This is a genomic window from Halorubrum sp. SD626R, from assembly GCF_001261915.1.
Taxonomy (GTDB): domain Archaea; phylum Halobacteriota; class Halobacteria; order Halobacteriales; family Haloferacaceae; genus Halorubrum.
The window spans coordinates 1-5763 of record NZ_CVRT01000145.1; the positions used below are offsets into that span (position 1 = coordinate 1).

Genomic DNA, 5763 nt, shown 5'->3' on the forward strand with positions numbered 1-5763 from the left:
CGTCGTCGAACTCCTTCCCGTCGAGCCCCTCCATCTCCTGGACGTCGGAGCCGGACAGCGCCTTGCCGTAGCGGCCGACGAGGCTGGTGAGCTCCTGCGGAAGGACGAACGTGGTGGACTCGCCCTTGCCGATCTCTTCTAAGGTCTCCATGCCGCGCTCGATGATGGCGCGCTCGCCCATCGACTCGGCGGAGCGCGCGCGCAGCACGGTGGAGATCGCGTCCCCCTGCGCCTCGAGGATCTGTGACTGCTTTTCCCCCTGCGCCCGGATGATGTTGGACTGCTTGTCACCCTCGGCCTGCTCGACCGCCGAGCGGCGTTCCCCCTGCGCTTCGAGGATCATCGCGCGGCGACGGCGCTCGGCGGAGGTCTGCTGCTCCATCGCCTGCTGGACGTCCTTCGAGGGGTTGACCTCGCGGACCTCGACGCTCTCGACGCGGATCCCCCACTCGTCCGTCGGCTCGTCTAACTCCTTGCGGATCTTCGAGTTGATCTCCTGCCGTTTGTTTAGCGTGTCGTCGAGTTCCATGTCACCGAGGACCGCGCGGAGCGTGGTCTGCGCGAGGTTCGAGACGGCCTTCTTGTAGTCGTCGACTTCGAGGAACGCCTTCTTGGCGTCCATCACCTTGATGTAGACGACCGCGTCGGCGGTCACCGGCGAGTTGTCCCGCGTGATCGCCTCCTGACGGGGCACGTCGAGCGTCTGCGTCCGCATGTCGAACGGGTAGGTGCGGGAGACGAACGGCGGGATGAGGTTGATACCCGGTTCGAGCAGCTTCCGGTACTCGCCGAACACAGTGAGCGTCTTCTTCTCGTAGGCGTCGACGATCTCGAACGACTGCCAGAGCGTGATAACCACGAGCAGCAGGAAGAGCAGGCCGATACTCACCAGACCGAAACCGAAACCGAACTGGAGGGGAGTCGGATCCATGCCCTGAGGTTAGGCTATCTCGTTCTTAATACTTCGCCCGAATCGCCGCCCGCTCTGCCGATATACGGCGTTGTCGGGGTCGACGGCGGTCCGGGATCGGCGGCTGGCCGGGATCGACGGCGCTCACGTCCCGTCCGCGTCGCCCGCCTCGAACCGCTCCGCGACGGCGTCGAGCGTCGCCTTCACCTGGCGCTCGTTGAACCGACGGACGACCGGCTCGCCGAGGGCGGTCAGCGCGTTCTCCGGGAGGTCGTACTCGGCCGCGTACGTCAGTCGCGTCCCCCCGTCCGTCGGTTCGAACGTCAGGTCGATCGTCCCCGTCAGCCGGCCGCGAAGCTCGAAGGTCATCCGCTCGTTCGGCTCGTGGACCGTCTGGACGATCTCCCCGTCGATCCCGATCCCCGCCATCCGGTAGGTGTACGCCAGCCGCTTCCCGCCGTTGGGGAGGCGCTCGACGTCCCTGACGGCTTCGAGGCGGGGCGTGACGGCGGCGTGGTTGTGCGGGTCGTCGAGGAACGCGAAGACGGACCGGACGTCGGCGTCGATCTCGGCGGAGTCGCGTGCGGTGAACATTGGTCGTCCGAGCCGCCAATTCAGTTCCGCGAGCGCGGGTCGACGTACGCCTCGACCAGCTTGCGCTCGGCCGCCCGGAGGTGCTGGTGGAACGTCTGCCGGGTGATCCCCATCCGCTCGGCGATTTCGGAGCCGTCGACCGGTCGGGGCCACTCGAAGTAGCCGTTCAGCTCGGCCGTCTTCAGCGCCGACCGCTGGCGGTCGGTGAGCCGGTCGTCCACCGCCGCCGCGAACTCGGTCAGGCTCCGGTCGCGGCTCTCGCGCTCGACGCGGGAGCGGAGCTCGACGCCCTCGTACTCCGCGCGGAACACGTCGAGCATCCCGCGGACGTCCTGCTCGGGCGGCGCCTCGATGGTCAGGTTCGCGCTCGTGGCGTCGGCGGTGGCCTCGACGACGACGCCGCCGAACTCCGCGAGCCGCGTCAGCGGCGGCGACTCGGTCGCCGTCACGGCGAACGTGACGTCACCGTTCGTCTCGGACACCAGCCGGACCGACTCGACGAACGAGAGCGCCTCGACGTCGCTCACGTCCTCCGTCGGATCCGTCACCCTGAGGTACAGCTCGCAGGCGTCGTCGTCGAGGCGCGTGGTCCCGAGGTGTTCGATCCGACCGCCGACCGCGTCGGCGACGCGCGAGAGGCTGAATGAGGGGTCCCCGATCGCGACTTCGAGCTCCACGACCCGATCCGTCGTGAGGATCCGGGTCGTCTCGACCGAGTGGAGGCCGTTGGCGATCATCTTCCCGACCGACTCGCACACCTTGCGCTCGCGTCGGTCGAGGGCGTTCCCCTCGCTGCTGTAGATGCCGAGGAGGCCGTACCGCCGGTGACCGTAGGTGATCGGCACGACGAGGAGGCGGGGGGCACCGATCGCGCTCGGCGCGAGCCGGCCCTCCGAGCCGCTCCCGGCGGCCCGCCCGTGGACCTCCTCGGTCTCGATCGCCTCTCGGACCTCGCGCGGCGTCTCGTCGAGGGCGAACGACGTGCCCGCCTCGATCGGGATCCCGCTCGTCGCGGTCAGGTCCAGCCGGCCCGTGGCCGACGACACCTCGCCGATCCAGCCGCCCATGTACCCCGGTTCGTCGGCGATCTCATCGCAGACGCGCTCGGCTATCGTCTCCGAGTCGCGGCTCTCGACGAGGATCCGGCTGATCTCGCTGAGCAGGCCGTTCACCCGACCGAGGACTCGGTCGAGGGCCTGTCGCTCCGTCGCGAGCTTCTCGGCGCGCTCCTCGGCGAGCTGCTCCGCGCGCTTGCGGTCGGTGACGTCGTTCTGGAATCCCACGTAGTGGGCCAGGTCGCCGTCGGCGTCGTACACCGGAGCGACCGTCAGCTCGTTCCAGAACGGCGTTCCGTCCCGGCGGTAGTTCCGGATCTCGACGGTCACCTGCTCCTCCTCGGCGATCGCCGTCGAGAGCCGGTCGACCGTCTCGGGGTCCGTTCCGGGGCCCTGCAGGAAGCGTGGGTTCCGCCCGAGGACCTCGTCGACCGGATACCCGGTGTGGTCCTCCCACGCGTCGTTGACGTACACGAGCGGGTAGTCGGGGAGTTCGGGGTCACTGAGACTGACGCCGACCGGCGCCTCGCGCACGGCCCGACTGACCTCCTCCTCGCTCGGCTCGTGTCCGGAGATGTCCTGCTTGGCGCCCGGCGCCCCCTCGTGGGAGCAGACGGTGGAGACGTCGGTCACGAGCCGGTCGATCGAGGCGGAGCCGTTCTTGTGGAGGAACTCGTCGACCCCGTTCTCGAAGGCGGCCTCGAGGACCTCGTCGTCCTCCACCGCGGAGAACATCACGACCGGAACCCGGGCGTCGGACTCCTCGATCGCCTCCGCCAGCGCGAGGCCGTCGTCGCCCGGCAGGGAGTACTCGCTCACGATGCAGTCGTACTCCCCGGTCGTCACCTTGGCGATCGCCGAGGTGGCGTTGTTGACCGTCGTCACGTCGAACCCGGCGGCGCCGAGCGCCGACGTGATGCGATCGCTCCCCTCCTCCGGATGGACCAACAGGGCCCGAGAACCCGGCATGGCTTGCCCTTCGTCGGCGGACGGATTAAGGTTTGATACTGCCGGCCGTCAGCGGGGGTACTTGAAGGACTCCATAATTTCGGCGTGCACACAATACCCCCGCACCCGTACACCGAGACATGTCCACGCGAGCCGTGAGCCGCGCCCGTCGCCGACTTTTCGGAGAACCGGAACGGACCGCCGTCGACGCTTCGCGCGCCGCGCTGCTGGTCCTCACCGTCGCGTTCGCCGGCGTGTACGCGACCGGCACCGAGCCCGCCCTGCGGACGCAGATGCTCGTCTACCTCGTCGGGATGGTCGCGCTGAACCTCCCGCACGGCGGCTACGAGCACTTCTCGAACCTCAGGCGGCGCGGGCTCCCCTTCGGCGCGCGTTACGTGGGGCTGTACCTCGCGTTCGTCGTCGGCTTCGTGGGGCTGTTCGTCGTCGCCCCGCTGCCGGCGCTCGCGCTCGCATTCGGCACGGCGGTCGCGAAGGGCGGCCACGGCGACCTCCACGTGATGGACGCGCTCGTCGGCACCGACCACCTCGCCTCGCGGCCGCAGCGCGCGCTCGCCGCCCTCGTCCGCGGCGGCGCCGTGATGGTCGTCCCGGCCGTCGCGTGGACGGAGACGTTCTACGGGTTCACCGGCTACATGCTGACCGTGTTCGACGGGGCCCTCGCCGGGCCGGCGGCCAGCTCGCCCGAGGCGTTCACGACGGCGCTCGGCGCGGCCTACGGCCTCGGCGTCGCCGTCCACCTCGGCGGGGGGCTCGCGACGGCCGGGGGCGTCACGCGGTCGTGGCTGCTCGACGCCTTCGAGACGCTGCTGCTCGTCGCCTACTTCGTCTTCGTGCCCGTCGTGATCGCCATTGGGCTCTACTTCCCGCTGTGGTACTCGCTGCGGCAGTCCGCCCGCAGCATGGTCGTCGAAGAGGCGCGGCCGAGCCGCACCGAGGGCGTCTCCGTCGTGATGGCGTGGGGCGTGCTCGTCGTCGGCGCGCTGGTGACCGCGCTGGTCGCGACGTCGCTGTGGGTGGTCGCGCCGAACCCCCTCGCCGGCGGGTCGCTGCTCCCGGGGGCGGTCGCCTTTTACACAATCTTCGTCTGCGTCATCGCGCTCCCGCACGTCGTCGTCGGCGAGTGGCTCGACTTCGGCCGGGGGATCTGGTACGTGCCCTGACTCGGGCCCCTGACCCGGGGCGAGGTCCCGTCCTCTAACCCGGGACCCGCGCTCCCGCCGTCCGAGGGCCCGAGAGATAACAAGCACTAAAACCCGCCTCGTCGACCGATCCGGTATGCGTTTCCGGTTCGTCGGGCGGCTCGGACTCGCGGACGAGGTGACGGTGGCGAACGCGGCCGTCGGCTTCCTCGCCGTCGTCGCGGCCGCGGTCGACCTCGAGCTCGCGGCCCGGCTGGTGTTACTCGCCGCGGTCGCCGACGGGCTCGACGGCGTGGTCGCGAGACACCGCGGATCGACGGACGCCGGGCCGTACCTCGACTCGCTTGCCGACGTGGCCTCGTTCGGCGTCGCGCCCGCGGCCCTCGTGGCGGCCGCGGCCCTCGGCGCCGGCTCGCTCGCGAGCGACCCCCTCCTCGTCGGCGTCGGGGTCGCCGTCGCCGCCCTGTTCGTCGCCGCCGCGGTCGCTCGGCTGGGGCTGTACACGGCGTACGACAGCGACGCCCGCGAGACGGTCGGCGTGCCGACCACGCTGGCGGCGACGATCCTTGCGGCCGCGGTGATCGCCGGCTACACCGACCCCGCGCTCCTGACCGCGGCGACCGCCGCGTTCGCGGTGCTCATGGGGACGACGGTCACGTACCCGGACCTCCACGCGCAGGACGCGCTCGTGATGGGCGTCGTGCAGGCGGCCGTCATCCTCACCCCGGCCGGACACATGGCCACCGCCGCCCTCCCGGCGTGGATCGGCGAGGGGTTCGCGTTCGCGCTCCTCTTCTTGGCCTGCGGCTATCTCCTCCTCGGCCCGCGGTTCTACTGGGGCGACGGTATCCGATCGCCCCCGGGTGACGCCGGGAAGCGAGGCGTCTGATCCACGGCGACGGGCGACGACGCGCCGGACCGGTGACTCTGCGTGCCCGGTCGAAAACGAAAAAGAACGCGAGTCGTCGAAGCGGTTCCGTCGGAGCCGCTTACAGCAGCTCGTCGAACTCCTTGTGGCGGGTGATGTCGACGCCGTCCTCGGTGACGACGGCGACGTTGATCCCGTTTCCGGACGCGAGGTCGCGCTCGACGG

At 70.2% G+C, this 5763-nt stretch carries 5 protein-coding genes and 1 pseudogene; 2 read left to right on the plus strand and 4 right to left on the minus strand.

Annotated elements, in window-relative coordinates; all coding sequences use genetic code 11:
• The 3 genes from SD626R_RS13965 to SD626R_RS13975 form a co-directional block, all read right to left on the minus strand.
• Positions 1-931: SPFH domain-containing protein (locus SD626R_RS13965; RefSeq protein ID WP_092566941.1), on the minus strand; the 931-nt coding region annotated here is incomplete at its 3' end.
• 123 nt (positions 932-1054) lie between these two features.
• Complete coding sequence (locus SD626R_RS13970; protein WP_092566942.1) at positions 1055-1504, minus strand: SRPBCC family protein; 450 nt, start codon at positions 1502-1504, stop codon at positions 1055-1057.
• 20 nt (positions 1505-1524) lie between these two features.
• The gene (locus SD626R_RS13975) at positions 1525-3528 is read right to left on the minus strand and encodes a bacterio-opsin activator domain-containing protein (RefSeq protein ID WP_092566943.1); all 2004 of its coding nucleotides are present in this window, start codon (positions 3526-3528) and stop codon (positions 1525-1527) included.
• A gap of 119 nt (positions 3529-3647) precedes the next feature.
• On the opposite strand from SD626R_RS13975, the gene SD626R_RS13980 reads away from it, so the two are divergent.
• Positions 3648-4691: a Brp/Blh family beta-carotene 15,15'-dioxygenase gene (locus tag SD626R_RS13980; protein ID WP_092566944.1), complete on the plus strand. Its 1044-nt coding sequence runs from the start codon at positions 3648-3650 to the stop codon at positions 4689-4691.
• 115 nt (positions 4692-4806) lie between these two features.
• Complete coding sequence (locus SD626R_RS13985; protein ID WP_092566945.1) at positions 4807-5559, plus strand: protein sorting system archaetidylserine synthase; 753 nt, start codon at positions 4807-4809, stop codon at positions 5557-5559.
• A gap of 100 nt (positions 5560-5659) precedes the next feature.
• Here SD626R_RS13985 and SD626R_RS16570 read toward each other — a convergent pair.
• Positions 5660-5763 (minus strand): annotated as a pseudogene (locus tag SD626R_RS16570) (proteasome subunit beta); the annotation flags it as partial.